This is a genomic window from Egicoccus halophilus (assembly GCF_004300825.1).
GTDB lineage: Bacteria > Actinomycetota > Nitriliruptoria > Nitriliruptorales > Nitriliruptoraceae > Egicoccus > Egicoccus halophilus.
The window spans coordinates 2518937-2542956 of the sequence record NZ_CP036250.1 but is presented as its reverse complement, the minus strand read 5'-3'; the positions used below and the strand labels follow the sequence as shown (position 1 = coordinate 2542956).

Sequence of the window (24020 nt, the reverse complement as noted above, 5' to 3'; positions counted from 1 at the left end):
GTGGGCGAGCGACGGTGTGCCGGGGCTCAGGCGGGCGTGGCGGCCGCGCCCCAGGCCGCGGGGTCGGCGACCACGTCGTCGAACGCGGCCAGGGCGGCGCCGGTCATGGCCGCGTTCTCGCCGGCCACGGCCACGTCGATGCGGGGTGGGACCCACGGCGAGAGCATCACCCGGCGTTGCAGTTGTGCCTCGGTGGCCGGTTGCACCAGTTCTGCGATGGCCGCGAACGAGCCGGCCAGCACGACCCGGTTCACCGCGACCATGTTGAACGTGTTCGCGAGCGCGATCCCCAGCGCCCACCCGGCGCGCTCGACGGCGGCCTGGACGCGGGTGTCGTCGGCCAGTGCCCGGGCCGCAAGCGCGTGCGGCGGGGTGCCGCGGGGCAGTCCTGCGGCGTCGAGGATCGCGTCCATGCCGGCGTACTGCTCCAGGCAGCCGGTGGAGCCGCAGTGGCAGGCCGGCCCGTCGGGCTCGATGCAGACGTGGCCGATCTCGCCGGCGCCGCCGCGTGGTCCGACGAACACCTCGCCACCCTGCACCATCGCGCCGCCGACGCCGACCTCACCGTTGACGTAGACGAAGTTGGGCGCGTCCTCGCCCCGGGCACGGATCTCCGCCCGCGCGGCGAGGTTGGCCTCGTTGCCCACCGCCACCCGCAGGCCGGCGAAGGGCGGTTGCTCGAGGAACCGGTTGAGGTCGACCTCGCGCCAGCCGAGGTTCGGCGCCAGGCGCAGGGTCCGGCTGGTCTTGGCCACCAGGCCGGGCAGGGCCAGACCCGCACCGGCCAACCGGGTGTTGCCCTGCAGGTGGTCCACCACCCGCTGGAGCATCTGCCCGGCGCGGCCCATCACCGCCTCCGGGTCGCTGCCGCGGAAGTCGTCCCGCTCGATGTGGTCGACGAGCACGTCACCGGACAGGTCCATCGCCCGGACCCCGAGGTAGTCGACGTTGAGGACCATGCCGATCGCCGCGACCGTGCCGCGGGCGGGCACGAGCGGGACCGCGGGCCGTCCCGCCCCCTGGGGCGTCACCGGGGCGAGCTCGCCCAGCAGGTCGGCGGCGAGGAGCACCTCGACCAGCGACGACACCGTCGCCCGGGTCAGCCCGGTCGCCGCGGCGAGCTCGGAGCGCGAGACCGGGACGGGGGAGTCGAGGACCTCCCTGAGCACCAGGCTGAGGTTGTGACGACGCATCGTCTCCTGGCGCACGGCCGTGGAACGGCGACGCCCAACGACACGCGACGGCGTGCCCTCCCCGGTGGGTGGCGGCGCGGCCGCCGTCGAGTTCGACATGGCTTGACCTTACCTGACCGCGTGATAAGTTCAAGTTATGAACTAATGGCGAGCGCCCGGGGGACGCCTGGGCTCGGGAGGTAAGCAATGGCACCGGTTCCCACCAGGGACGACCACTTCTCGTTCGGTCTGTGGACCATCGGCTGGCAGGCGCAGGACCAGTTCGGCGCGGCGTCGCGCGGGCCGCTCGACCCCGTCGAGGCCGTGCACAAGCTCGCCGAGCTCGGGGCCTGGGGGATCACGTTCCACGACGACGACCTCGTGCCCTTCGGCTCGGACGACGACACCCGGAGCTCGATCCTCGCGACGTTCCGCGCCGCGCTGGACGACACCGGCCTGGTCGTGCCGATGATCACGACCAACACCTTCTCGCACCCGATCTTCAAGGACGGCGCGTTCACGGCCAACGACCGTGACGTGCGCCGCTACGGGCTGCGCAAGGTGCTGCGCAACGTCGACCTCGCCGCCGAGCTCGGTGCCCGGACCTTCGTGATGTGGGGTGGCCGCGAGGGCAGCGAGTACGACGCCTCCAAGGACCTCAACGCGGCCTACGACCGCTACCGCGAGGGCATCGACACCGTCGCCGGCTACATCAAGGACCAGGGCTATGAGCTGCGCATCGCGCTCGAGCCCAAGCCCAACGAGCCCCGTGGCGACATCCTGCTGCCCACCGTCGGACACGCGCTGGCGTTCATCGCCGAGCTCGAGCACGGCGACATCGTCGGTCTGAACCCGGAGACCGGGCACGAGCAGATGGCGGGTCTGAACTTCACCCACGGCATCGCGCAGGCGCTGTGGGCAGGCAAGTTGTTCCACGTCGACCTCAACGGTCAGCGCAGCATCAAGTTCGACCAGGACCTCGTCTTCGGTCACGGCGACCTGATCTCCGCCTTCTTCACCGTCGACCTGCTCGAGAACGGCTTCCCGGGCGGGGGACCGCGCTACGAGGGGCCACGCCACTTCGACTACAAGCCCTCGCGCACCGAGGGCTACGACGGCGTGTGGGCCTCCGCCGCCGCGAACATGGAGATGTACCTGCTGCTCAAGGAGCGGGCCGAGGCGTTCCGCGCGGACCCGGAGGTCATCGAGGCACTCGAGGCCTCCAAGGTCACCGAGCTCGCGCAGCCGACGCTGGGTGAGGGCGAGTCGCTGACCGACCTGCTGAGCGACCGCTCCACCTTCGAGGAGCTCGACGTCGAGGCGGTGGCGAAGCGCTCGTCGGCGTTCGTCCACCTCAACCAGCTCGCGATGCGCCACCTGCTCGGCGCGAGCTGACCCGACACCGCACCGGGCCGAGACGAAAGCACACGACGATGGCACTCGTGGCAGGGGTGGACTCCTCCACCCAGTCCTGCAAGGTCGTCCTGCGGGACGCCGACACCGGCGAGCTCGTCCGGAGCGGGCGGGCTGCCCACCCCGACGGCACGGAGGTGGCGCCTGCCCACTGGTGGCAGGCGCTCACCGCGGCCGTCGAGGACGCCGGCGGCCTCGACGACGTCGAGGCCATCGCCGTGGGCGGACAACAGCACGGCATGGTCGCCCTCGACGAGGACGGCGAGGTGGTCCGCGACGCACTGTTGTGGAACGACACCCGTTCGGCCGCCGCGGCGCTCGAACTCATCGCCGAGCTCGGCGAGGGTGACGCGTCGGCCGGAGCCGCCGTCTGGGCCAACGCCGTCGGGATCGTTCCGGTGGCGTCGTTCACCGTCACCAAGCTGCGATGGCTGGCGGAGCACGAACCCGAGCACGCCGCCCGGGTCGCCGCCGTCGCCCTGCCACACGACTGGCTGACCTGGCGCCTGGCCGGTGCCAGCAGCCTGGAGTCGCTCACCACCGACCGCTCCGACGCATCGGGGACCGGGTACTGGTCGCCGCACACCGGCGACTACCGGCGTGACCTGCTCACCCGCGGGCTCGGGCACGACGCCGTGCTGCCGCGCGTCGTCGGGCCCGCCGAACGTGCCGGCACCGGGGCGGCGGGAGTCGTGCCCGGGCTCGGCGCCGACGTGGCGCTCGGCCCGGGCGCCGGGGACAACGCCGCCGCAGCGCTGGGCCTGGGCCTGCGACCCGGTGAGGTCGCCGTGTCGATCGGCACCTCCGGCGTGGTCTCGGCGATCGCGACTGCGCCGACCTCGGATGCGAGCGGCCTGGTCGCCGGCTTCGCCGACGCGACCGGACACTTCCTGCCGCTCGTGTGCACCCTCAACGCCTCGCGGGTGCTCGACGCGGCCTGTCGGTTGCTGGGCGTCGACCATGCCGAGTTGTCGCGGCTGGCGCTGTCCGCTCCGCTCGGCGCGGACGGACTGGTGCTGGTGCCCTACCTCGAGGGGGAGCGCACCCCCAACCGGCCCGACGACACCGGAGCGCTGCACGGGTTGCGCCCCGACAACCTCACGCCCGCGAACCTCGCTCGCGCCGCCGTGGAGGGCCTGCTGTGCGGGCTCGCCGACGGACTCGACGAGTTGCGCGCCAACGGCGTGCAGGTCGAACGGCTGCACCTGATCGGTGGTGGCGCCCGCTCCGAGGCCCTCCAGCGCATCGCCCCGGCGTTGTTCGGGGTCGATGTCGAGGTCCCGCCGGCGGGGGAGTACGTCGCCGACGGTGCCGCGCGGCAGGCCGCGTGGGTGCTCGCCGGCGGTGACACGCCGCCCGACTGGGGCGGCGCGCGTGGCGCACCGGTCGCTCACGCCGCCGACGAGGACGGTGCCTTCGTCCGCGAGCGCTATGCCGCGGTGCGCGAGCTCACCGCAACGGCCTGGGGCCGCCGCTGAACGCGCGGCAACGTGGGCATGAACGCGCACGAACGCGCGCTTCTCGCCTCTGCGAACACGGACTTGCGCGCATTTCGGGAATTTTGTCCCCGGAGTGGCGAGCAGGAAGTCCCTGTCCGGGTAAATTCATCGCATGAACAATTACGGTCGATCGGACACCGGCCCCTGGAGGTCCGGGTTCGTCGGATCGACCGCTCGACGCCGACGATCTGCGTCGCTCCGCCGTCCTGAGGCGGCCGGCGACGCTGCGCAGGCCCGCACGTGCACCGCCCCGTCCCTCGCACCATTCTCCCGGGAGAGAACACGTCCATGAAGCGATTTCGCCTGATCACGACGGCCATGGCCGGCGTGATGCTGGCCGGCAGCCTGGTCGGCTGCTCCAGCGAGCGCACCACCGACACCGAGCCCGCCGCCAACCCCGACGAGGGTGGCGAGCAGGCGACGGACGGCGACGGTGAGCTCATCGGTATCGCCATGCCCACCCGCTCGCTCGAGCGGTGGAACAACGACGGCGCCCACCTCGAGTCGCTGCTGCAGGAGGCCGGCTACAGCACCTCGCTGCAGTACGCCGACAACAAGGTCGAGCAGCAGATCACCCAGCTCGAGAACATGATCAACCAGGACGCCGCCGTCCTGGTCGTGGCCTCGATCGACGGCACCGCGCTGGCCCCCGTGCTGGAGCGCGCCGCCGAGCAGGACATCAAGGTCGTCGCCTACGACCGGCTGATCAACGGGACCGAGGCCGTCGACTACTACGCCACCTTCGACAACTACCTCGTGGGCCAGCTCCAGGGGCAGTACATCGAGGAGCAGCTCGGCCTGGCCGAGGGCGAGGGTCCGTTCAACCTCGAGCCGTTCGCCGGGTCGCCCGACGACAACAACGCCAAGTTCTTCTTCTCGGGTGCCTGGGACGTCCTGCTGCCCTACGTCGAGTCGGGCCAGCTCGAGGTCCCCTCGGGCAAGGCGCCGGCGAGCAACGACGACTGGCAGTCGATCGGTGTCCAGGGTTGGGCGTCGGCCACCGCGCAGTCCGAGATGGACAACCGTCTCAACTCGTTCTACGGCGACAAGCAGGTCGACGTCGTCCTGTCGCCCAACGACTCGTTGGCGCTGGGCATCGCCCAGGCCCTCGAGGCCGCCGGCTACACCCCGGGTGAGGACTGGCCGCTCCTGACCGGTCAGGACGCCGACGAGGCCAACGTCAAGAACATGCTGGCCGACAAGCAGTCGATGACCGTGTGGAAGGACACCCGCACCCTCGGTGACCAGGTCGCCAAGATGGTCGACGAGATCGTCACGGGCGCGGAGGTCGAGGTCAACGACACCGAGACCTACGACAACGGCAACAAGGTCGTCCCGTCCTACCTGCTGCCCCCGCAGGTGGTCACCAAGGACACCGTCGAGTCGTCGCTGGTCGAGTCGGGCTTCTTCACCGCCGAGCAGCTCGGCCTGTAGGAGCGCACCACCCGCGTCCCGGCCGGGACCCCGCGCGAGTGTCGCGGGGCCCGGCCGGGCCGCCCACTGCAGCATCCTCCCGGGCACCCCGCGGCACCCGCGGTGGCAGCCCCGCGGCGCCCTCGCGGCGCCTCCTCCGTGGCATCCCTTCGAGACCGGGGTCGACATGGCCACCTCCGCACCCATCCTCGAGATGCGGGACATCACGAAGACCTTCCCGGGCGTCAAGGCGCTGACCGACGTGAACCTCACGGTCGCCCGCGGCGAGGTCCACGCGATCTGCGGCGAGAACGGCGCCGGCAAGTCGACGCTGATGAAGGTCCTCTCCGGCGTCTACCCGCACGGCTCCTACGACGGGGAGATCCGTTACGACGGCGAGGTGAGCCGGTTCCGCGGCATCCGCGACAGCGAGGCCCGTGGCATCGTCATCATCCACCAGGAGCTCGCGCTGAGCCCCTACCTGTCCCTGGCGGAGAACATCTTCCTGGGCAACGAACGGGCCCGCGGCGGCGTCATCGACTGGAACGCCACCAACCGCGAGGCGGCCCGGCTGCTCGAGCGTGTCGGGCTGCACGAGCACCCCGACACGAAGGTCGTCGACATCGGGGTCGGCAAGCAGCAGCTGGTCGAGATCGCCAAGGCGCTCTCCAAGGAGGTGCGACTACTCATCCTCGACGAGCCGACGGCCGCCCTCAACGACGAGGACAGCGCGCACCTGCTCGAGCTGCTGCGCAGCCTCAAGGCCCAGGGCATCACCTCGATCATCATCTCGCACAAGCTCAACGAGATCGCCGCGATCGCCGACGCGACGACCATCCTGCGCGACGGCATGACGATCGAGACGCTCGACATGCACGGCGTCGAGCCGGTCACCGAGGACCGCATCATCAAGGGCATGGTCGGCCGCGACCTCGCCAACCGCTATCCCGAGCGTGACGTGGCGATCGGCGACGAGGTCCTGCGCATCTCCGGCTGGACCGTGCACCACCCGATCGACCGCAGCCGCAAGGTCGTCGACGACGCCGAGCTGTTCGTCCGTCGGGGCGAGGTCGTCGGCATCGCCGGGTTGATGGGGGCCGGGCGCACCGAGCTGGCCATGAGCGTGTTCGGCCGCACCTACGGTGCCAACATCTCGGGGACGCTGGTCAAGGACGGGCGCGAGATCACGATCCGCTCGGTGCGCGAGGCCATCCGCGCGGGGCTCGCCTATGCCACCGAGGACCGCAAGCGCTACGGCCTCAACCTCATCGACGACATCAAGCGCAACATCTCCGCCTCCGCCCTGGGCAAGGTGGCCAACCTCGGGGTGGTCGACGCCGGCCGCGAGATCTCGGCCGCCGAGCGCTACCGCCGCGAGATGAACATCAAGACCCCGAGCGTGGACGCGCTGGTCGGCAAGCTCTCCGGCGGCAACCAGCAGAAGACCGTGCTCAGCAAGTGGATCTTCTCCGATCCCGACGTGCTGATCCTCGACGAGCCGACCCGCGGCATCGACGTCGGGGCCAAGTACGAGATCTACCAGATCATCAACGGCCTGGCGGCGCAGGGCAAGGCGATGATCATGATCTCCTCCGAGCTGCCGGAGCTGCTCGGCATCTGTGACCGCATCTACGCGATGAGCCAGGGCCGCATCACCGGCGTCCTGCCGCGCGACGAGGCGGACCAGGAATCCCTCATGCGCTTCATGACCATGGACAGAATGGGAGTCTCCCGATGAGCGAGCGTGCACCGCTGGCGGTCGAGGACCAGCCCGAGGACCCCAAGCAGCCGTCCGTCCCGGCCGGCGACGACCGGGGCGGCAGCGGCATCCGTCAGTACCTGGGCCGCAACCTGCGCGAGTACGGCATGATGGCGGCGTTGATCGTCATCGTCCTGCTGTTCCAGTGGCTGAGCGACGGCCGGCTGCTGATCCCGAACAACATCGCCAGCCTGGTCCAGCAGAACGCCTACGTGCTGATCCTCACGATCGGCATGGTGATGGTCATCGTCGCCGGCCACATCGACCTGTCGGTCGGATCGGTCGTCGCGTTCGTCGGTGGGCTGGCGGCCGTGATGATGACCAGCTGGGACGTCAACTGGCTCCTCGCGTCCGTGCTCGCGATCGGGGTGGGCGGCCTGGTCGGGGTGTGGCAGGGCTTCTGGGTCGCCTACGTCGGCATCCCGGCCTTCATCGTCACGCTGGCCGGCATGCTGATCTTCCGCGGTCTGGCGATCGTGATCGTCGGCACGACCGTGGCGGGTCTGCCGCCGCAGTTCAACCGGATCAGCAACGGCTACGTCACCAATGCGCTCGGGTACGTCGCCAACCTCGACGTGATCACCCTGCTGATCGGCGGGTTGGCGATCGCGGGCCTGGTCGTCACCCAGCTGCGCAGTCGGTCGGCGCTGAAGCGGATGGACCTGACCACCGAGCCGTCCGGCGCGTTCGTGGGCAAGCTCGCGCTGTTCGCCGTGCTCATCGGTTACGTGACCTACCAGCTCGCCCGGAGCGCCGGCGGGATGCCGATCGTGCTCATCATCGTGGGGGTGCTGATCGTGCTCTACACGTTCGTCATGGGGCGGACGGTCTTCGGCCGCCACGTCTACGCCATGGGCGGCAACCTGCACGCGGCCGTGCTCTCGGGCGTCAACACCCGCCGGGTCAACTTCCTGATCTTCGTCAACATGGGGCTGCTCGCCGGCATCGCCGCGGTGGTCACCACCTCGCGGGCCGGCGCCGGGGTCGCGGCGGCCGGACAGAACTTCGAGCTCGACGCGATCGCGGCCGCCTTCATCGGCGGTACGGCCGTGACCGGCGGCATCGGCAAGGTGTCGGGTGCCATCGTCGGCGCCCTGATCATGGGCGTGCTCAACATGGGTCTGTCCATCCTCAACGTCGACCCGGCCTGGCAGATGGCCATCAAGGGCCTCGTGCTGCTGGCAGCGGTCGCGTTCGACATCGTCAACAAGCGACGCGCCGGCGCCTGAGGCGTCCGTCCACCACGACGCCGCGGCGGCACCCGACCGACGGGTGCCGTCGCCGGCGTGCGTGCCACCGCCGGTGCGTGGGACGGCGTCAGGCTGACCGTTCGACCGCGCGGGGTTCCTAGACTCGTGTCATGACCACTTCCGCACTGCCCACGGCCGTCGTGTTCGACTGCGACGGCACCCTCGCCGACACGGAGCGACTGGCCGAGCAGGCCTGGCAGCTCACCCTGCGTGAACACGACTACGAACCGAGTCCGGCGGACTTCGCCGCCGTCATCGGTCGGCCGTTTCCCTGGTGCTGGGACTACTTCGCCGGCCGTGCCGACCTCGGCGAGCAGGCGGCGTTCGTCGAGCGGCTGCGCACCCGCTTCGAGCGGTTGTTCGACGAGGACCTCGACCTGCATCCCGACACCGTCGCCACCATGCGGGCACTGGCCGAGGCCGGCGTCCCGTTGGCCATGGCGTCGTCGTCGAGCCACCGGCACGTGCTCGCCGTGCTCGAGCGCGGGGATCTGCGCGAGCTGGTCTCGGTGGTCGTGGGCGCCGACGACGTCCCGCACCACAAGCCCGACCCGACCCCGTACGTGGTCGCGGCGCGCGACCTGGGGCTGCCGGCCGAGCGCTGCACGGCGGTCGAGGACACCGGGGTCGGTGTCGCCGCCGGCCGCGCCGCCGGCATGTTCACCGTGGCGGTGCTGCGGCCGGGGATCGAGCGTGCGACGCTGGCGGAGGCCGACCGCGTCGTCGACGAGGTCACCGTCGCCGCGCTGGTCCCCGAACGCCAGGAGGTGGCGTCGTGACCGATCCGAACGCCGAGGACCGCGACGTCGACCACGCCTCCGGGTTCATGAACCGGATCGCGCAGGGCGGGCCGGTCGCGACCGTCGCGGTGGTGCTGGTCGCCCTGCTGATCGCCGCCTGGCTCGTCGGCCTGCTGCGCTGATGAGCGAGCTCGCCACCGCCGCGGGGGTCGACGCCGGGCTGCTGGTGCTGCGCGTGTTCGTCGGCGTCGTGTTCGCCGCCCATGGGTTCCAGAAACTGTTCGGCTGGTTCTCCGGCGGTGGTCTGGCCGGGACCGCCGGTTGGTTCCGCTCGCTCGGGTTCGGTGACGGACGGGGCGCGGCGGTGCTCGCGGGGACCACCGAGGCCGCCGGCGGGCTCGCACTGGCCGTCGGGTTGCTGACGCCGCTGGCGGCCGCCGGGGTGATCGGGACGATGACCGTTGCCGCGTACGTCAACGCGGGCACGAAGGGCTTCTGGTCGGTGCGCAACGGCTGGGAGTTGAACTACTACCTCGTCGTGGTCGCCGCCGCCCTGGCGACGGCCGGGCCGGGCCGTTGGTCGCTCGACGCCGCGTTGGGCATCCTCGTCAACGGGGTCGGGGTCGGGGCGGCGGCCCTGGCGGTGGGGATCGGCGCGGGAACCCTGCGGTGGACGACGCGCGACCGCGACGCCGGCTGAGCAGCGCGCCCGTCGACGTGCGGGCCGTCCCGGCGCGAGCGGGACAGGCGAGCGCGGAGCGGGCACACCACGCGAATCGGGCACCGGAAAACCGGCCGAACGGCCGGGGTGTGGGAAACTCGGGTCACGCGCCGTGTGCCGCGGCAGCCGTCCTCCCGGAGATTCGACGCATGCTCAAGACTCGCCCGACGCGCGACGGAACGGTGAAGATCACCTTCTCGTTGCCCGCCGACACGCCCCCGACCTCCGTCGTCGGGGACTTCAACGGCTGGGACCCGTACGCCACGCCGATGCGCAAGCGCAGCAACGGCACCCGCTCTGCGGTCGTGGAGGTCCCGGCCGGCACCCGTCTGCAGTTCCGCTACCTGGTCGACGGCGGGGAGTGGCACAACGACCCCGACGCCGAGCACGTCGACGGCCACTACGTCGACGCCCCCGACGGACTGCTCACCGTCTGATCGACGTCACCGGAAACGACGGACGGGCGGTCGCCACACGGCGACCGCCCGTCCGTCGTTCGTTGCCGGACGCTCAGATGTCGTAGTAGAGCTCGAACTCGTGGGGGTGGGGACGCAGGGCGACCGCGGCCACCTCGCTGTCGAGCTTGTACTCGATCCACGTCTCGATGAGGTCCTCGGTGAAGACGCCGCCCTCGAGCAGGAACTCGTGGTCGGACTCCAGACCGGCCAACGCCTCCTCGAGCGAGCGCGGGACCGAGGGCAGGTTGCGCAGCTCCTCGGGCGGCAGGTCGTAGATGTCCTTGTCGACCGGGTCGGCCGGCTCGATCTTGTTGCGGACCCCGTCGAGGCCGGCCATGAGCATGGCCGAGAACGCCAGGTAGGGGTTGCACGACGGGTCCGGGACGCGGAACTCGATGCGCTTGGCCTTCGGGCTGTCACCCGAGACGGGGATGCGCACCGCCGCGGAGCGGTTGCGGGCCGAGTACACCAGGTTGACCGGTGCCTCGTAGCCGGGCACCAGGCGTCGGTAGGAGTTGGTGGTCGGGTTGGTGAACGCGAGCACCGAGTGGGCGTGGGCGAGCAGGCCGCCGATGTACCAGCGGGCCGTGTCGGAGAGCTGCCCGTAACCGGCCTCGTCGAAGAACAGCGGCTCGCCGTCCTTCCACAGCGACTGGTGGGTGTGCATGCCCGAGCCGTTGTCACCGAAGATCGGCTTGGGCATGAAGGTGACCGACCTGCCGGCGGCGTGCGCGGTGTTCTTCACCACGTACTTGAAGGTCATCAACTTGTCGGCGATCTTCGCCAACGTGTCGAACTCGATCCCGATCTCGCCCTGACCGCCCGAGCCGACCTCGTGGTGGTGCAGTTGGGTCTGGATCCCGAAGGCCTCGAGGTTGTGCACCATCTCGGAGCGCAGGTCGGTGAAGTGGTCCATCGGCGGGACCGGGAAGTAGCCCCCCTTGGTGCGCGGCTTGTAGCCCTTGTTGCCGCCCGCCTCCTCGCGACCGGTGTTCCACGATCCCTCGATCGAGTCCACCTCGTAGAACGACGTGTGGCCCTGCGAGTCGAACCGGACCGAGTCGAAGATGAAGAACTCGGCCTCGGGACCCATGAACGAGGTGTCGGCGATGCCGGTCGAGGCGAGGAACGCCTCGGCCTTGCGGGCGACGTTGCGCGGGTCGCGCGAGTAGGCCTCGCCGGTGATCGGGTCGTGGATGTGGCAGTACATCACCAGGGTCTTGCGGGTCCGGAACCGGTCCTCGAAGGCCGTGGCGGGGTCGGGGAGCAGGAGCATGTCCGACTCCTGGATGCCCTGGAACCCCCGGACCGACGACCCGTCGAAGTAGATGCCGTTCTCGAACGTGTCCGCATCGATGTTCGTGACGGGGAACGTGGTGTGCTGCGTCACGCCCGGCAGGTCGATGAAACGCAGATCGACGAACTCGAACCCCTCGCTCTCGAGGAGGTCCAGCACGTCCTGCGCGTTCTGCGGTGAGCTACCCAACTTCTCGCTCCTTGCTGCGGTTGGTTCACGACGGGGGCGGCGAACTCGCGCGGTGGGTCCCCTTCGCGATCGGATCGTGCGGCAGGAGGCGGGGCGCCCCCAGACCGACACGGCCGGTCCGCGACGCGAATCGGCCGCGGTTGGGCTCGGCGGAGGCGCCCCGCCCGCCGCGGTACGACCTCGCAGTCGTGCCCGCGACCTGCCGGAGCGGACGCTAGGAAGCCGCTGCGTCACCGCCGTGTCCCCGACGTTACGCGTCTGTTACGCCGACGGCGTGCTCCGCCTCCCGACCACTCGTCCCGAACGCGTGGATGGCTGCCGAACGCCACACCGCGACGGCGTCGGGAGCCGCAGTAGCCTCGGCGGGCCATCGCCGCCCGACGTCGGAGCGTCCCATGCCCCGGTCACCGCTGCTCCTGCTGGCGCTCGACGCCCCGAACGACGCGGGCGAGGGCACCGGCGAGGAGCCCGTACCCCACGAGCCGCTGTTCGATCCGGAGATCATCGACCGGCCGTTCGCGGAGTGGCTGCAACAGAACACCGACCTGCCCGACTGGTCGATCGGTCTGATCGAGAACGCAGTCGAGCCGGCGTTCCAGGTCGCGCTCATCGTGCTCATCGCCTGGTCGGTGCTGTGGCTGTCGAGGCGGGCGCTGCGTCGGGCCGTCGTGCAGGTCAAGAAGCCCGACGACGGCCCCCGACGCCGCCGACAGCGGGCGGCGACGGGGGAGGGGCGCGCGTCGTACTCTGAGCGGCGTGCCCAGCGGGCCGACGCGCTCGGGGCGTTGGCCAGCAGCGTGCTCGGCGTGGTGATCTGGGCCGTGGCGCTGTCGATGGTGCTCGGCACGTTCGGCATCAGCCTCGGGCCCCTGATCGCCGGTGCGGGCATCGTGGGCATCGCGGTCGGCTTCGGTGCCCAGGACCTGGTCTCGGACTTCCTCTCGGGCGTGTTCATGCTCATCGAGGACCAGTACGGCGTGGGAGACGTGGTCAACGTCGGTGAGGCCACCGGCGTGGTCGAGGGTGTCACCCTGCGCACCACCCGCATCCGTGACGTCGAGGGCACCCTGTGGCACGTCCCCAACGGCGAGATCCGCCGGGTGGGCAACATGAGCCAGGAGTGGGCACGCGCACTGCTCGACGTCAGCGTCGCCTACGGCGCCGACGTCGACGTGGCCGCCGACCTGATCCGTCGGGTCGCCAGCGAGATGGCACACGAACCCGACTACGAGGCGCTGTTCCTCGACGAACCCGAGATGTGGGGGGTGCAGACGCTGGGGAACGACAGCGTGGACCTGCGGCTGGTGATCAAGACCCGGCCCGGCGAGCAGTGGGCGATCGGTCGCGAACTGCGGCGCCGGATCAAGAACGCCTTCGACGTCGCCGACATGGAGATCCCGTTCCCGCAGCGGACCGTGTGGCTGCGCACGGAGCAGCCGCTCGCCCTCGGCGACGAGCAGGCGGCGACGTTCCGTTCGCCGGTCCCACCCGAGACCCGGTTGCAGCGGGCCGTCCGCGCCTCCAAGCAGGGCGACACCGGCGCCCCCAACGAGTTGGCGGACCTGCTGCCCACCGACGAGCGGGACCGCCCGGCGATGGGTGCCGAGCTCGCCGCGAGCTCGTCGGGTGGCGAGGACCCCGAGGCCCGATGAGCCGACGGCCTGGGGGCGGCCGGGCGCTGGGCGCCGGCCGCCCCGGGCGGTGTGCCTGTCTCACCGGTCCCGGTCCGGGTCCTGTGCGCCGAGCGCGGCCTGGGCGGCGGCCAGCCGGGCGACCAGGATCCGCGACGGCGAGCACGACACGTCGTCGAGCCCGTAGCGGTCGAACCAGGCGATGGAGGCCGGGTCCCCCCCGTGCTCGCCGCACACGCTGACCTCGGTCGCCGGGGAGGCGGCCTTGGCGTCGCGGGTCGTCAGCCGTGCCAGCTCGCCGACGCCCGGCGCGTCGAGGGTCGCGAAGGGGTCGGCCGGCAGCAGGTCGTGTGCGAGGTAGTGCGGCATCAGTCGGGCCTCGACGTCGTCGCGCGAGAACCCGAACGTCAGCTGCGTCAGGTCGTTGGTACCGAAGGAGAGGAAGTCGGCCAGCGGAGCGAGCTCACCGGCGAGCAGGGCCGCTCGCGGCGTCTCGACCTCGGCAGCCCTGCGCCGGACCCGTACCGGCGGCGGCGCCGCCGATCCCGGCGCACTTCCACTGTCTCCCCGGTGACGCGCTCCGGGCAGGGGACAAGGACCCGTGGGGCACGCCGGGCGACCCTCCCGACCCGAGGGCTCACCGGTCGTCGTGACAGCTGTCACGGTCGGGTGCTGACGACGTCGACTGCCGCGTCCGCCGACGGTCCGGGATGCTGAAGGAACGACGATCGGACAGGAGACGCGCGTGCAGGACGTGCAGGACGTGCAGGACGTGCAGGACGTGCTCGAGATGACGGCGATCCGTCACCACTACGGCGACCACCTCGCGCTCGACGATGTCGAGCTGCGGGTCGCAGCGGGGGAGTGCGTGGCGCTGCTGGGGCCCAACGGGGCCGGCAAGACGACCGTGATCGGGCTGGCGACCGGGCTGCTCGCGCGGCAACGGGGGCGGGTGCGCGTGGCCGGAGGGGACCCGCGGCGTGCGGCGACCCGGCGACACCTCGGCGTCGTCCAGCAGTCGATCGGCTTCCCCCGCACCCTGACCGTCCGCGAGCTCGTGCGAGGTGCCGCCGTACGGGCCGGGACCCCGGTGTCGGCGGCCGGGGCGGTGCTGGCCGAGGTGGGGATCGCGGAGCTCGCCCGACGACGCGCCGGGGGGCTCTCGGGTGGACAGCAGCAGCGGGTGCAGCTGGCCATGGGGCTCGTCGCCGATCCCGACCTGCTGCTGCTCGACGAGCCGACCGTCGGTCTCGACGTGGCGTCCCGGCGCGCGTTCTGGTCGACGCTGCAGGCCCGCCGGGACCGCGGTACGGGGGTGCTGGTCACCACCCACCTCGTGGCGGAGGCGGCCGCCGTGGCCGACCGGGTCGTGGTGCTCGCCCGCGGCCGCGTCGTCGCGGTCGGCGCCCCTGCGGAGCTCGCTGCGCTGCTGCCCGACCGCACCATCACCGCCCGTACCCGGCTCGACGACGCCACGGTGTGCACGCTTCCCGGTGTCGGGGCCGTCACCCGTACCGGCGGCCTCGCGCGGATCGCCAGCACGGCGGTGGAGCGCACCGTGCGCTGCCTGCTCGCGCACGATCCCGACCTCACCGACCTGCGTGTGGAGGGCGCCGACCTCGAGCAGGCCCTGCTCCACCTGACCGGTGCACCGTCGGACACCGAACCCGACGAGCCGGCCGATCCCCGTCCCACCGACGGCCGGACCGAGGAGGTACCCGCATGACCGCCCTGACCGCGCCCACCGCGACCCGCGACCTCGACGACGCGACCCGGCGAACGGCCCGCCTGCTGCGGGTGGAGCTGCGCGACGAACTCCTGAGCATCCTGCGGGAACCGACCGGGTTGTTCTTCGCCGTCGCGATGCCCGTCGGCTTCTTCGCCCTGTTCGCCGGGCTGTACGGCGCCGAGGACGGCGGCGGCATCGTCGTCGGCACCCGGATGCTGGCCACGTTCGGCACGTTCGGGGTGCTCGGCGTCACCCTGCTCAACCCCGGGATCGGGGTCGCCGACGACCGGGAGCGAGGCTGGTTGCGTGCCAAGCGGGTCACCGCCACCCCGTTGCCGGTGACACTGGTCGCCAAGGTGCTCGCCACGGTGCCCTACTCGGTCGGGGTCCTGTTGGCGATGACGGGCATCGCCGCGGCGATGGGCACGCTGGACGTCGAGGCGGCGACGTGGCTGCGTCTGGCCAGCGTGCTGGTGGTCGGTGCGCTGCCGTTCGCGCTGGTCGCCCTCGCCGTCGGGTTCCTCGCCACCCCCAACGCGACCACGGCCGTCCTCAACGCGCTCTATCTCCCGGCGTCGATCGCCTCGGGACTGTGGATGCCGCTCGAGAACCTGCCCGACCTCGTCGGCGAGCGTCTGGCACCGCTGTTGCCGACCTACCATCTCGCGCAGCTCGGCCTGGCCCAGATCGGTGTCGGGACGATCGCCGGGCACGTGTGGCCGCTCGCCGCCTTCGCCGTGGTGGCGGCGGTCGTCGCCGGGCTCGCGTATCGTTCTGCGAAGCCATGACCACCTCCAGCGCCTCCGTCGCCCGTGCTCCTCGCCGCATCTCGGGCTACTGGTACCTCGCGTACCTGCTGATGCTGGTGTGGCAGCCGGCCTTCGACCCGTCGGCGCGCTGGTGGCACTGGGCCCTGGCGGGCGGTGCCGCCCTCGGGTTCGCCGTGCTGTTCGTGGTCGCCGAGGAACGCGGGGGTGCGGTCCGCGAGTGGCTGCCCTGGATCGCGACCGGGCTCGGCATCGCGTTGCTGACGGTCAACGTCGGTGCCTCGGTGTTCCTGATCTACGCCGCGGCCGCCGCGTCGATGACCCGGCCGCGACAGCCGGCGATCCGGTGGATGACCGCGCTGAGCGTGCTCGCGGTCGTGCTGGCACTGGTCCACCCGGTCGACATGGTGTTCCGCCTGATCACGTTCCTGCCCACGGTGGTGTTTCTCTGGGTCGTGGGCATGGCCTGCATCGAGGACCGTGAACGCGACGTCGAGGCCGCGCGGCTCCGGGTCGACAACGCCCGCATCGCCCACCTCGCCACCGCCACCGAACGCGAACGCATCGCCCGCGACCTGCACGACCTGACCGGCCACTCGCTGACCAGCATCGTCGTGCGCGCGCAGCTCGTGCAGCGGCTCGCCCCGACCGATCCCACCCGGGCTGCCGCCGAGGCCGTCGAGATCGAACAGGTCGCACGCGCGGCGCTGACCGAGATCCGTGAGACCCTGGCGGGCTGGCGGCAGGTGGCACTCGACGACGAGGTCGAGGTCGCCCGTCAGGCGCTCGAGCGGGTCGGCGTCGACCTGCACGTCGTGCTCGACCGCGACGTCGTGCTCGCGCCGTCGGTCGAACAGGCGTTGGGGCTGGCGCTGCGGGAGGCGGTGACCAACGTGGTGCGTCATGCCCAGGCCCGGCACTGCACGATCCGCCTGTCCGAGCAGGGCGACGAGGTCCGCCTGGAGGTCGTCGACGACGGGATCGGGGCGAGCGCCCAGGCCGGCAACGGGCTGCGCGGCATGCAGGAGCGCATGACCGCGCTCGGCGGGCAGGTCCAGCGGGTCACCTCGGCCGGCACGCGGCTGGTCGTCACGGTGCCCCAGGACGTCGCTGGATGAGCGGACCGATGTCCGTCCGCCTCCGGGTCGTGCTCGCCGAGGACCAGGGCATGGTCCGCGGTGCCTTCGCCTCCCTGCTCGAGCTCGAGCCCGACGTCGAGGTGGTCGCCAGCGTCGAGGACGGGGACGCCGCGCTGGCCGCCGTGGACGCGCATGGCCCCGACGTGTTGCTCACCGACATCGAGATGCCACGGCGCAGCGGCCTCGACGTCGCGGCGGAACTGCACCGCCGCGGCAGTCCGACCCGCGTACTGATCGTCACGACCTTTGCCCGCTCGGGCTACCTGCGCCGCGCCATGGAGGCAGGGGTGCTCGGCTACGTGCTCAAGGACGCGCCGATCGGTGACCTGGTCGCGGCGCTGCGCAAGGTCGCCGCGGGGGAGCGGGTCGTGGACCCACAGCTCGCCGTCGCGGCCTGGGACGCGGTGGATCCGCTGACCGACCGGGAGCGCGACGTGCTGCGGCTGGCCGGCGACGGGCGTCCCAACAGCGAGATCGCCGCGACGCTGCACCTCGCCGACGGCACGGTGCGCAACTACCTCTCGAGCGCGATCGCCAAGCTCCAGGCGCGCAACCGCGTCGAGGCCGCCGGCCGGGCCCGGGAACGCGGCTGGCTGTGACGTCGGGGACGCGTCGGCGGCGCGGGGTACGGCGGTGGGCGAGACGACGTCAGCCGGGGAAGGCGACACCGGTCAGCTCGCCGCAGATCTCCAGCAGCTGCTCCTGGGCCGTCACGTCCCGCGCGACGGGGTTCGGCTCCAGGACCTCGCGGCGCTTGAGGTAGCGACCGCTCTGCAACGCCGCATCGTCCTGGCTGGCCGCCAGCCACACCTGGGTCTCGGCCCCGTCGGGCAGTTCGTCGGTGGCCCCGGCACCACCCATGCGGGTCTTGATCCAGCCCGGGTCGACCGCGTTGCTCAGCGTGTCCGGCCAGCGCCGCGCGACCGCGAACGCCAGCAGGACGTCGTGCAGCTTCGTGTCGCAGTAGGCCTGCATGCCGTCCCACGGGCGCCGTTCGAACTGCAGGTCGTCGGGGCGCCAGGTGCCCTGCGCCTCCAGCCCCGAGGTCAGGTGGACGAGCCGGCTCGGCGCCGGCAGCAGCGCGGTCAGCAGGTAGGGCGCCAGCGTGTTGACCTGGAACAGCTCCTCGAAGCCGTCCTCGGTGACCACCCGTTGGTCGCGGCCGCCACCGAGACCGGCGTTGTGCACGACGACGTCGTAGGGGCCGTGCTCGCGCGCCGCGTCGGCGAGGTCGCGGACCTGCCGCAGCGAGGCGAGGTCGCCGACGACGACCGGCGCGTCGGGCAGGTGCCCGCGGACGTCGTCGGCCCGGCTGGCGTTGCGGGCGTGCAGCACGACGTCGTGGCCGACGGCCGTCAGCTGCCGAGCCGTCTCGAGCCCGATGCCCTGGGTGGAGCCGGTCACCAGCATGCGCATCAGTCGTCCGTCCCGTCGCGGTCTGCCCGTTCGTGCGCGGCACCGTAGGGCGGGTTTCGGGTGTCCGGTCGCCGGCGCACGAGCCCGGCGGCCACCGTCGCCCCGAAGGTGTTGAGCAGGACGTCATCGACGTTGGTCAGCCGCAGGGGATGGGCCAGCTGACCCAGCTCCACGGCCAACGACACGCCCAGCGCGGCCAGCGCCAGGACAGGCACCGGGAGCCACGGCCAGCGCAACGCCGCGACCACGGCCAGCGGCACCAGCAACAGGACGTTGACGACCGCCACGTCGAGCCCACCCGCCACCAGCTCCCGTCCGGGGACGAGATTGACCATCGGCCCCCACGCCGGCGCCGGGGCTCCCAGGGCGGCGAGCGGCGAGAACGTGGCGAGTACCAACAGCGCCACGCTCCCGACCAGGCCGCCGTCGAGCGCCGCGAGTCGACGGACCCGCCGCGGAGCACCGTCCCGGCGGCGCCGCCACCACGACGAGGCCGCCCCGACCGCCCCGGCGAGCGCGAGTGCGGTCACGAGCGCGGCGACGAGCCCGGCGAGATCGAAGACGCCGAGGGTCACCTGCGCGACGGTCACACGATCGGCAGCGGTGCTCCGGGCTGCCCGGCGGAGGGCGCCCAGGCCTTGGCGTCGATGGCCTGCTGACCTGCGTGGTAGCTCGAGCGCACCATCGGCCCGGACTCGACGTGGTCGAATCCGAGCTCGACCTCGCCGTACTCGCGGAAGCGGGCGAACGCCTCGGGCGTCACGTAGCGGTCGAGGTGCAGGTGCTGGGCCGAGGGCTGCAGGTACTGCCCGATCGTCAGCGTGTTCACGCCGGCGGCCTGCAGATCACGCATGCACTCGAGGATCTCGTCGTCGGTCTCGCCCATGCCGGCGATCAGGTTCGACTTGACCGCCGTGGTCTGCGGGAACCGTTCGCGCGCGAGCGCCAGGAACGCGAGCCCCCGGTCGTAGTCGAACGAGGGTCGGATCACCGGGAACAGCCGGCGGGTGGTCTCGAGGTTGAACGCGAACACGTCGGGCTCGGCGTCGACCACCTGCTCGAGCGCCGCCGCGCCCTTCATCGGGTCGTGGCCGTAGCCGAAGTCGCTCGGCAGTACCTCGACCCCGACCTCGGGGGTGCGGGTGCGGATCTGGCGGATCGTCTCGGCCACCAGCCAGGCACCCGAGTCGTCGAGGTCGTCGCGGGCGACCATGGTGACCACGGCGAAGCGCAGGCCGAGGTGCTCGACGGCCTCGGCCACACGGCGCGGCTCGTCGACGTCGTAGCCCTTGGGCTTGCCGGTCTTGATCTGGCAGAACCCGCAGCGGCGGGTGCAGTCCTCGCCGCCGATCAGGAACGTCGCCTCGCGCGTCTCCCAGCACTCGTAGATGTTGGGGCAGCGCGCCTGCGCGCAGACGGTGTTGAGCTCGAGCCCCTCCATCAGCTTGGTGACGTCCTTGAAGTTGTCACCGAAGCTGGCCTTGACCTTGAGCCAGTCGGGCTTGCGGCCCTGCGGCAAAGACGTGTCGATCGTCTTGCGCACCACGCCGGCGCGCTGGATCTGTTCACGTCCCACCACGTTGAGCGTCTTCGCACCGGCGGGGACGATCGGGCGGTCGGTCACGAGGCGACCTTCACGTTCGAGGGGAGGAGGACGTCCAGGGACGCCGGTTCGAGGGTAGCGCCGTACACCTCGGCCATCGCCGCCTGCACCCGGTCGGCGACCTCGTCGACGCCGGCGTCGACGCCGAGCGTCTGCAGCGAGCACACGCCGCGGTCGGCGATGCCGCAGGGCACGATCCCGGTGAAGTCGTCGAGGTCGGGGCGGACGTTGAGCGCGAAGCCGTGGGTGGTGACCCGACCGGCCGAGACCCGCACGCCGATGGCGGCGATCTTCTGGTCACCGACCCACACGCCGGTGTAGCCCTCGGAGCGCTCGCCACGGATCCCGAGGTCCGCCAGCGCCCGGATCAGGACGTCTTCGAGCGAGCGGACGTAGTCGACCACCCGCATGCCCACCAGCTGCAGGATGGGGTAGCCCACGAGCTGTCCCGGGCCGTGGTAGGTGACGTCCCCGCCGCGGTCGACCGGCACCACCTCGATGCCGCGGGCGGCGAGGGTGGCGTCGTCGAACAGCACGTTGCGCCGGTCGGCCCGCCGGCCCAGCGTGTAGACCGCCGGGTGCTCGAGCAGGACGACGACGTCCTGCGTCAGGGTGCCCTCGGCGCGGGCGGCGGCGAGGGCCCGCTGCCAGTCCCACGCGGTGGCGTAGGCGACGGTGCCCGGCCGTACGACGGCCAGCGGCGCGCGGGCGTCGGCCCGCAACGAGTGCGGGTCGACGGCCGCGCGCCGGCCGGGGACCTCGGTCACGAGGGCTCCTAGAGCCCGAGCTCCGACGCGAAGTCGTGGGTCTCGAGCGTGTACTTGAGGTCCTGGAGGAACCGGGCCGTGTCCGCGCCGTCCACCATGCGGTGGTCGTAGCTCAGGCACAGGTAGGTCATCCAACGGATGGCGATGGAGTCGCCGTAGTTGTCCGAGACGACCACGGCCCGCTTCTCGATCGCGCAGGTGGCCAGGATCGCGACCTGCGGCGGGGTGAAGATCGGCGTGTCCCACAGGGTGCCACGCGAACCGGTGTTGGTGATCGTGAAGGTCGCCCCGCTGATGTCGTCGGGCTGAAGCTTCTTCGAGCGTGCCCGACCCGCGATGTCGCCGATCCGGCGCGCCAACCCCGGGATGGTGAGGTCCTGCGCGTCCTTGATGTTGGGCACGAGCAGGCCGGCCTCGGTGTCGACGGCCATACCGAGGTTGATGAAGTTGCGGAACGTCGCCGTCCCCGAGTCCATGTCGATGGAGCTGTTGAGTGCCGGATGGCGTGGCAGCACCATGCACACGGCGCGGGAGATGATCGGCAGCGGCGAGAGGCTGACGCCCTCCTTGGCCTTGAACGCGTCCTTGTAGGCCGCGCGCAGGTTCATGATCGCGGTGACGTCGACCTCGACCGCCGCGGTGAGCTGCGCGGTGGTCTGCATGGCGGTCGTCATGGCGTTGGCGGTCGCCTTGCGGACCCGTGTCAGGTCCTGGGTGACCTCGCGCTGGCCGCTGAAGTCGATCTGCAACGGCGAGGCCTCGGGCCGTTGACGGCCCGGAGCCGCCGCTGGCATCGGCGGTGGCGGCACCGGTGCGGCCGCCGGTGCCGGCGGCGCGCTGGCGGGCTGCCCAGCCCGGGCGCCGTCCCCGCCGCTCGCTGCGGACGGGGGCGCGCCCTCACCGCCGCTGGCGATGGCACGGTCGGCGTCCTCTCGGGTGATGCGTCCGCCCGGGCCGGAACCCCGCACCTGCGAGGTCGACAGGCCGGCCTCGCGCAGCAGCTTGCGCACCAACGGCGAGGTCAGCGCCTTCTCGCCCTCGACGGAGGTCCCGCCGCCGGAGGCCGAGCCGCCCGACCCGTCGGTCGATCGGGGCGCGGGTGCCGACGAGGCGTCTGGCTGGGCCGACGCCTCGTCGTCGCCGGACGCGTCCTCGGCGCCGGCGTCCGACGCGGGCACGGCCTCGTCCCGGCCGGACGTGTCATCGGTGTCCTCGTCCTGACCGCCCTCGCCACCGTCGCCGCCGCCGGTGGCGGCGCCTTCACCGATGACGGCGATGACCTGACCGACCTCGATGGTGTCGTCGACCTCGGCGCGCAGTTCCTGCACGGTGCCGGCGACCGGCGAGGGGATCTCGGTGTCGACCTTGTCGGTCGAGATCTCGACGATCGGCTGGTCGACGTCGATCTCGTCGCCGACCTCGACCAGCCAGGCGGTGATGACGCCCTCGGTGACGGACTCGCCCAGCTGGGGCAGCTCCACCTCGGCCACGGAAGCTCTCCTGTGCGTTGGGGTGTCCGCCACCACGACCGGCGGCGGAGCGTTGTGTCGGGGTGCCTCAGCCGTGCAGGGCGCGTCCGGCCAGGGCCAGGTGCGCCTCGCCGATCGCCTCGCTGAACGACGGGTGGGCGTGGATCAGGTGCGCCACGTCGGTGGGCAGCGCCTCCCAGTTGTAGATCAGCTGCCCCTCACCGATCAGGTCGGTGGCCCGGGGGCCGACGATGTGCACGCCCAGGATCCGACCGGCGCCGCCCTCGGCGTCGTCGTCCTTCTCCGCGACGAGCTTGAGCATGCCGGTCGCCTTGGCCATCGCCGCGCGGCCGAGCGCCTGGAACGGGTACTTCTCCAGCACCACCTCGAAGCCGGCGCCCTTGGCCTGCTCCTCGGTGTAGCCGACCGAGGCGACCTCCGGGTGCGAGTAGGTCACCCGCGGCACGCCCTTGTAGTCGATGGGCAGCACCTCGAGGCCGGCGAGCTGGTCGGCGACCAGGAAGCCCTCCGCGAACGACGCGTGCGCGAGGCCGAGCGTCGGGATCACGTCACCGACCGCGTAGACGCCCTCGACCGAGGTGCGGCAGTACTCGTCGACGGCGACGAAGCCGCGGTCGTCGAGCTCGATGCCGACGTCCTCGAGGCCGGCACCCTCGGTGACCGTGCGGCGGCCGACGGCGACCAGCAGCAGGTCCGCCTTGAGCTCCTCGGTGCCCTTCTTGGTCTCCACCTCGCACTTGACGGTACGCGAGGTCGTCTCCACGCCGGCGAGCTTCGCCCCGGTCATCGCGGTGATGCCGCGCTTGCGGAAGGCCCGCTCGACCTCCTTGGAGGCGTCGGGGTCCTCGAGCGGCAACAGGCGCGACTCGAGTTCGACGATGGTGACCTCGACACCGAAGGCGTTCCAGGCGGTGGCGAACTCCATGCCCACGGCCCCCGACCCGAGCACGATCGCCTTCTTCGGCAGCTTCGTCAGGTGCAGGGCGTGGTCGGAGGAGATGATGCGCTTGCCGTCGAACGGCGCGAAGGGGAGCTCACGCGGTGCCGAGCCGGTCGCGACGACCACGGCCGGGGCCTTGATCGTGCGGGTCTCGCCGCCCTCGAGCTCGACCTCGACGGTGTCCTTCGCGGTCAGCTTGCCGGTGCCGTGCAGCGTCTCGACCTTGCGGCCCTTGAGCGCGCCCTGCAGGCCCTTCCACATCTTGTCGACCACGGCGTCCTTGTGGGCGTTGAGGGCCTTGACCTCGATGCCCTGGTAGTCGAGCGTGACGCCGAAGTCGGCCGCCTCCTGGGCGAACTCCGCCACCTCGGCGGTCTGCAGGACGGCCTTGGTCGGGATGCAGCCCCAGTGCAGGCAGGTGCCGCCGACCTTGTCCTTCTCGATCAGCGCGACCTCGAGGCCGAGCTGGGCGGCGCGCAGAGCGGTCGAGTACCCGCCGGTGCCGCCGCCGAGGACGATGACGTCGAAGTCGTGGTCCTCGCCCTTGCGGATCCGCTCGGCGGCGGGCTGCTCGCCACCCGACGGACCCGACGGCGTGCCCTCGGCCCCGCCGACGTACTCCGCGCC

Annotated in this window: 23 protein-coding genes; 14 read left to right on the top strand and 9 right to left on the bottom strand. The window is 71.7% G+C overall.

All coding sequences use genetic code 11. From position 1 onward, the window contains the following. Nucleotides 1-26: 26 nt before the first annotated feature. The gene (locus tag ELR47_RS11405) at nucleotides 27-1292 is read right to left on the bottom strand and encodes an ROK family transcriptional regulator (RefSeq protein ID WP_130650005.1); all 1266 of its coding nucleotides are present in this window, start codon (nucleotides 1290-1292) and stop codon (nucleotides 27-29) included. 87 nt (nucleotides 1293-1379) lie between these two features. On the opposite strand from ELR47_RS11405, the gene xylA reads away from it, so the two are divergent. From xylA to ELR47_RS11365, 9 genes are all read left to right on the top strand, one after another. Then, on the top strand, nucleotides 1380-2567 hold the full coding sequence (xylA, locus tag ELR47_RS11400; protein WP_130650004.1) for a xylose isomerase: 1188 nt from the start codon (nucleotides 1380-1382) through the stop codon (nucleotides 2565-2567). A gap of 38 nt (nucleotides 2568-2605) precedes the next feature. Next, nucleotides 2606-4063 carry a xylulokinase gene (xylB, locus tag ELR47_RS11395; protein WP_130650003.1) on the top strand — a complete coding sequence of 486 codons (1458 nt, stop codon included), beginning with the start codon at nucleotides 2606-2608 and terminating at the stop codon, nucleotides 4061-4063. A gap of 309 nt (nucleotides 4064-4372) precedes the next feature. Beyond that, nucleotides 4373-5518 carry a multiple monosaccharide ABC transporter substrate-binding protein gene (gene chvE, locus ELR47_RS11390; RefSeq protein ID WP_130650002.1) on the top strand — a complete coding sequence of 382 codons (1146 nt, stop codon included), beginning with the start codon at nucleotides 4373-4375 and terminating at the stop codon, nucleotides 5516-5518. Between the two features lie 166 nt (nucleotides 5519-5684). Next, nucleotides 5685-7235 (top strand): multiple monosaccharide ABC transporter ATP-binding protein, encoded by a 1551-nt coding sequence (gene mmsA, locus ELR47_RS11385; protein ID WP_130650001.1) that lies wholly within the window; start codon nucleotides 5685-5687, stop codon nucleotides 7233-7235. After that, nucleotides 7232-8485 (top strand): multiple monosaccharide ABC transporter permease, encoded by a 1254-nt coding sequence (gene mmsB / locus ELR47_RS11380; protein ID WP_130650000.1) that lies wholly within the window; start codon nucleotides 7232-7234, stop codon nucleotides 8483-8485. Before mmsA ends, mmsB begins: the two co-directional genes overlap by 4 nt. Nucleotides 8486-8616: 131 nt before the next feature. Further along, nucleotides 8617-9285, top strand: a complete 669-nt coding sequence (locus ELR47_RS11375) for an HAD family hydrolase (protein WP_130649999.1) — start codon at nucleotides 8617-8619, stop codon at nucleotides 9283-9285. Further along, nucleotides 9282-9428 carry a hypothetical protein gene (locus ELR47_RS18390; protein WP_165404026.1) on the top strand — a complete coding sequence of 49 codons (147 nt, stop codon included), beginning with the start codon at nucleotides 9282-9284 and terminating at the stop codon, nucleotides 9426-9428. Before ELR47_RS11375 ends, ELR47_RS18390 begins: the two co-directional genes overlap by 4 nt. Beyond that, nucleotides 9428-9946 carry a DoxX family protein gene (locus ELR47_RS11370; protein ID WP_130649998.1) on the top strand — a complete coding sequence of 173 codons (519 nt, stop codon included), beginning with the start codon at nucleotides 9428-9430 and terminating at the stop codon, nucleotides 9944-9946. Before ELR47_RS18390 ends, ELR47_RS11370 begins: the two co-directional genes overlap by 1 nt. Before the next feature lie 170 nt (nucleotides 9947-10116). Then, nucleotides 10117-10404 (top strand): isoamylase early set domain-containing protein, encoded by a 288-nt coding sequence (locus ELR47_RS11365; RefSeq protein ID WP_130649997.1) that lies wholly within the window; start codon nucleotides 10117-10119, stop codon nucleotides 10402-10404. A gap of 73 nt (nucleotides 10405-10477) precedes the next feature. Here the strand turns inward: ELR47_RS11365 and glnA are convergent, their stop codons facing one another. After that, nucleotides 10478-11911 carry a type I glutamate--ammonia ligase gene (gene glnA / locus ELR47_RS11360; RefSeq protein WP_130649996.1) on the bottom strand — a complete coding sequence of 478 codons (1434 nt, stop codon included), beginning with the start codon at nucleotides 11909-11911 and terminating at the stop codon, nucleotides 10478-10480. Between the two features lie 395 nt (nucleotides 11912-12306). On the opposite strand from glnA, the gene ELR47_RS11355 reads away from it, so the two are divergent. Next, entirely contained in the window at nucleotides 12307-13563 is a 1257-nt protein-coding gene (locus tag ELR47_RS11355) for a mechanosensitive ion channel family protein (RefSeq protein WP_165404025.1), read from the top strand. A gap of 60 nt (nucleotides 13564-13623) precedes the next feature. Here ELR47_RS11355 and ELR47_RS11350 read toward each other — a convergent pair whose 3' ends face one another. Next, nucleotides 13624-14205, bottom strand: coding sequence for a putative PEP-binding protein (locus ELR47_RS11350; RefSeq protein ID WP_205745213.1), 582 nt, complete (start codon nucleotides 14203-14205; stop codon nucleotides 13624-13626). Nucleotides 14206-14287: 82 nt separating this feature from the next. Between ELR47_RS11350 and ELR47_RS11345 the strand changes: the two genes are divergently transcribed. The 4 genes from ELR47_RS11345 to ELR47_RS11330 are packed head-to-tail and all read left to right on the top strand — an operon-like array spanning nucleotide 14288 to nucleotide 17776. Further along, nucleotides 14288-15268 (top strand): ABC transporter ATP-binding protein, encoded by a 981-nt coding sequence (locus ELR47_RS11345; protein WP_205745212.1) that lies wholly within the window; start codon nucleotides 14288-14290, stop codon nucleotides 15266-15268. Beyond that, complete coding sequence (locus tag ELR47_RS11340; RefSeq protein ID WP_130649993.1) at nucleotides 15265-16059, top strand: ABC transporter permease; 795 nt, start codon at nucleotides 15265-15267, stop codon at nucleotides 16057-16059. The genes ELR47_RS11345 and ELR47_RS11340 overlap by 4 nt, the downstream gene beginning before the upstream one ends. Then, nucleotides 16056-17156: a sensor histidine kinase gene (locus tag ELR47_RS11335; protein ID WP_130649992.1), complete on the top strand. Its 1101-nt coding sequence runs from the start codon at nucleotides 16056-16058 to the stop codon at nucleotides 17154-17156. Before ELR47_RS11340 ends, ELR47_RS11335 begins: the two co-directional genes overlap by 4 nt. Then, entirely contained in the window at nucleotides 17153-17776 is a 624-nt protein-coding gene (locus tag ELR47_RS11330) for a response regulator transcription factor (protein ID WP_240730355.1), read from the top strand. The genes ELR47_RS11335 and ELR47_RS11330 overlap by 4 nt, the downstream gene beginning before the upstream one ends. A 49-nt stretch (nucleotides 17777-17825) precedes the next feature. Here ELR47_RS11330 and ELR47_RS11325 read toward each other — a convergent pair whose 3' ends face one another. From ELR47_RS11325 to lpdA, 6 genes are all read right to left on the bottom strand, one after another. Beyond that, the gene (locus ELR47_RS11325; protein ID WP_205745211.1) at nucleotides 17826-18593 is read right to left on the bottom strand and encodes an SDR family NAD(P)-dependent oxidoreductase; all 768 of its coding nucleotides are present in this window, start codon (nucleotides 18591-18593) and stop codon (nucleotides 17826-17828) included. Further along, the gene (locus ELR47_RS18690) at nucleotides 18593-19183 is read right to left on the bottom strand and encodes a VanZ family protein (protein ID WP_205745210.1); all 591 of its coding nucleotides are present in this window, start codon (nucleotides 19181-19183) and stop codon (nucleotides 18593-18595) included. The genes ELR47_RS11325 and ELR47_RS18690 overlap by 1 nt, the downstream gene beginning before the upstream one ends. Next, nucleotides 19180-20217 (bottom strand): lipoyl synthase, encoded by a 1038-nt coding sequence (locus ELR47_RS11315; RefSeq protein WP_229730599.1) that lies wholly within the window; start codon nucleotides 20215-20217, stop codon nucleotides 19180-19182. Before ELR47_RS11315 ends, ELR47_RS18690 begins: the two co-directional genes overlap by 4 nt. After that, nucleotides 20214-20894, bottom strand: coding sequence for a lipoyl(octanoyl) transferase LipB (lipB, locus tag ELR47_RS11310; protein WP_130651349.1), 681 nt, complete (start codon nucleotides 20892-20894; stop codon nucleotides 20214-20216). The genes ELR47_RS11315 and lipB overlap by 4 nt, the downstream gene beginning before the upstream one ends. A gap of 77 nt (nucleotides 20895-20971) precedes the next feature. Further along, nucleotides 20972-22489 (bottom strand): 2-oxoglutarate dehydrogenase, E2 component, dihydrolipoamide succinyltransferase, encoded by a 1518-nt coding sequence (sucB, locus tag ELR47_RS11305; RefSeq protein WP_308420350.1) that lies wholly within the window; start codon nucleotides 22487-22489, stop codon nucleotides 20972-20974. Between the two features lie 31 nt (nucleotides 22490-22520). Continuing rightward, nucleotides 22521-23945: a dihydrolipoyl dehydrogenase gene (gene lpdA / locus ELR47_RS11300; RefSeq protein WP_370469421.1), complete on the bottom strand. Its 1425-nt coding sequence runs from the start codon at nucleotides 23943-23945 to the stop codon at nucleotides 22521-22523. Between the last annotated feature and the right edge of the window lie 75 nt (nucleotides 23946-24020).

What these genes read in the sequence shown, in the direction of transcription:
- ELR47_RS11355 (WP_165404025.1), top strand. Translation starts at nt 12,307, where the DNA reads ATGCCCCGGTCACCGCTGCTCCTGCTGGCGCTCGACGCCCCGAACGAC.
- ELR47_RS11335 (WP_130649992.1), top strand. Translation starts at nt 16,056, where the DNA reads ATGACCACCTCCAGCGCCTCCGTCGCCCGTGCTCCTCGCCGCATCTCG.
- mmsB (WP_130650000.1), top strand. Translation starts at nt 7,232, where the DNA reads ATGAGCGAGCGTGCACCGCTGGCGGTCGAGGACCAGCCCGAGGACCCC.
- ELR47_RS11405 (WP_130650005.1), bottom strand. Translation starts at nt 1,292, where the DNA reads ATGTCGAACTCGACGGCGGCCGCGCCGCCACCCACCGGGGAGGGCACG.
- chvE (WP_130650002.1), top strand. Translation starts at nt 4,373, where the DNA reads ATGAAGCGATTTCGCCTGATCACGACGGCCATGGCCGGCGTGATGCTG.
- mmsA (WP_130650001.1), top strand. Translation starts at nt 5,685, where the DNA reads ATGGCCACCTCCGCACCCATCCTCGAGATGCGGGACATCACGAAGACC.
- ELR47_RS11365 (WP_130649997.1), top strand. Translation starts at nt 10,117, where the DNA reads ATGCTCAAGACTCGCCCGACGCGCGACGGAACGGTGAAGATCACCTTC.
- ELR47_RS11340 (WP_130649993.1), top strand. Translation starts at nt 15,265, where the DNA reads ATGACCGCCCTGACCGCGCCCACCGCGACCCGCGACCTCGACGACGCG.
- xylA (WP_130650004.1), top strand. Translation starts at nt 1,380, where the DNA reads ATGGCACCGGTTCCCACCAGGGACGACCACTTCTCGTTCGGTCTGTGG.
- ELR47_RS11375 (WP_130649999.1), top strand. Translation starts at nt 8,617, where the DNA reads ATGACCACTTCCGCACTGCCCACGGCCGTCGTGTTCGACTGCGACGGC.
- ELR47_RS11325 (WP_205745211.1), bottom strand. Translation starts at nt 18,593, where the DNA reads ATGCGCATGCTGGTGACCGGCTCCACCCAGGGCATCGGGCTCGAGACG.
- ELR47_RS11370 (WP_130649998.1), top strand. Translation starts at nt 9,428, where the DNA reads ATGAGCGAGCTCGCCACCGCCGCGGGGGTCGACGCCGGGCTGCTGGTG.
- ELR47_RS11330 (WP_240730355.1), top strand. Translation starts at nt 17,153, where the DNA reads ATGAGCGGACCGATGTCCGTCCGCCTCCGGGTCGTGCTCGCCGAGGAC.
- xylB (WP_130650003.1), top strand. Translation starts at nt 2,606, where the DNA reads ATGGCACTCGTGGCAGGGGTGGACTCCTCCACCCAGTCCTGCAAGGTC.